Origin of the sequence: Nocardia farcinica (assembly GCF_029867845.1) — a bacterium.
GTDB classification, from domain to species: Bacteria; Actinomycetota; Actinomycetes; order Mycobacteriales; family Mycobacteriaceae; genus Nocardia; species Nocardia farcinica_A.
Map to the genome: position 1 here is coordinate 1 of NZ_JARWRU010000789.1, position 1,513 is coordinate 1,513.

Genomic DNA, 1,513 nt, shown 5'->3' on the forward strand with positions numbered 1-1,513 from the left:
ATCCCGCCCGCGCCCGACTGGTCGAGGTGCTGCGGGACTTACCTGCCATGTCCCCAGGCTAGCCGCAATCGTCCCATCCAGACCATCCGCAACACCTGTCTCGTCGGCCTCGGCGGTTCGCGACCCGGTGGCTCAGGGGGCCGGACTCAGAGGGAACGATCCAGGTCGAGCACCGCCCGGACGGCGTCCTGCGGTCCGGCGGTCTCGATCCGCACCTGCTCGCGTCCGAAGGCGTGCAACAGCAATTCCGAGGGCGCGCCGGTGAGGGTCACGCCTGCGCCGTCTCCGCCGTCGCCGGAGATCACGGACACGCTGCGCCCGTCCGGCGTGGCCAGGGTCAGCGGCACCGGTGACTTGCGATAGGCCATACGGCCCATCCTGGCCAGCACCTTCCACAGCCGATCCTCGTCCGAGGGGTCGAGCGTGCGCGGCTGCCAGCCGGGTTCGGCCCGGCGCACGTCCTCGTGGTGGACGAACATCTCGCTGAGATTGGCCACCGCGTCCACCGGCTTGAGCGGCGACCACCAGGGCGGGCCGGTGCGCACCAGTTCGAGCAGTTCGTCGAAGGGCTTGGCAGCCGTCTTCGCCTGCACCGACTCCAGCCTGCCCGCGAACGGACGGAGCAGGATGCCGGGCGCGGCGTCCGGTCTGCGCTCCCGCACGATCAGGTGCGCGGCCAGGGCCCGCACCGTCCAGCTGCCGCAGAGAGTGGGCGCGTCGGGCCCGGCCGCCCGCATCGCCGCCACCAGTTCCTGTCGTTCCCGCCGCGCCATGCTCACGAGCCGAACCTAACCGAAGCCGAGCGCCGGGGGCACCCCCAACGCGCGGGCCGAAAACGGCCACGCCACACCGAATCGGACCTACGGTGGCCTTCCCCGGTTGTCGCCGGTTAGGTTGTCCTGGCGTCCATCGGGTCATGGACCATCACACGAAGGGGAGAATCTTGAAGAAATTCTTCGCCGCCGCGGCGGTGATGATTGCGACAGTCGCGTCGATGCTGGGGGCCGCGGCGCCTGCGCAGGCTGCCTACGGATACTACGGAGCGATCGCGACCTCGCGCGACGGTTCCTACGGCATCGCCAACAACTACGGCAGCTACAGCGAGGCCGAGAACGCCGCCGTCGGTGTGTGCGGGGCGAGCTGCCGCGTGCTGGTCTCCTGGTCGAACGGCTGCGGCGTGCTCGCCAGCTCGGACACCATGTGGAGCGCCGCTGCCCGTTCCAGCTACACCGCCGCCCGCCAGGCCGCGCTGAGCCGCATCTCCGGCGGCTGGGTCGTCGACTGGCGCTGCACCGCGGGCTACTCGCTCTGACCTGAGCGCGCGGTGTCCCCGCTGCCGTCTGCCGTGGGACACCGCCTCGCGCACACCAGCGCACATCTGCGCACTCGCACATCTCTTCCACGCGCGCCAGCTAGGCGCGCGGCACACATACGATAAGGGGAGAAACGTGAAAAACCGGTCTTTACGTGCTTTTCAGGCCGCCGCAGTGACCGCCGCACGCTTAACCCTCGG

General features: G+C 70.0%; 2 protein-coding genes. One reads left to right on the plus strand and one right to left on the minus strand.

Features of this window, described 5'->3' with window-relative positions:
* Positions 1–146 precede the first annotated feature (146 nt).
* Positions 147–779: a TIGR03085 family metal-binding protein gene (locus QH283_RS17280; protein WP_280504021.1), complete on the minus strand. Its 633-nt coding sequence runs from the start codon at positions 777–779 to the stop codon at positions 147–149.
* A gap of 215 nt (positions 780–994) precedes the next feature.
* Here QH283_RS17280 and QH283_RS17285 point away from each other — a divergent pair, with 215 nt between their 5' ends.
* Positions 995–1,312 carry a DUF4189 domain-containing protein gene (locus QH283_RS17285; protein WP_280504022.1) on the plus strand — a complete coding sequence of 106 codons (318 nt, stop codon included), beginning with the start codon at positions 995–997 and terminating at the stop codon, positions 1,310–1,312.
* The last annotated feature ends 201 nt before the right edge of the window (positions 1,313–1,513 follow it).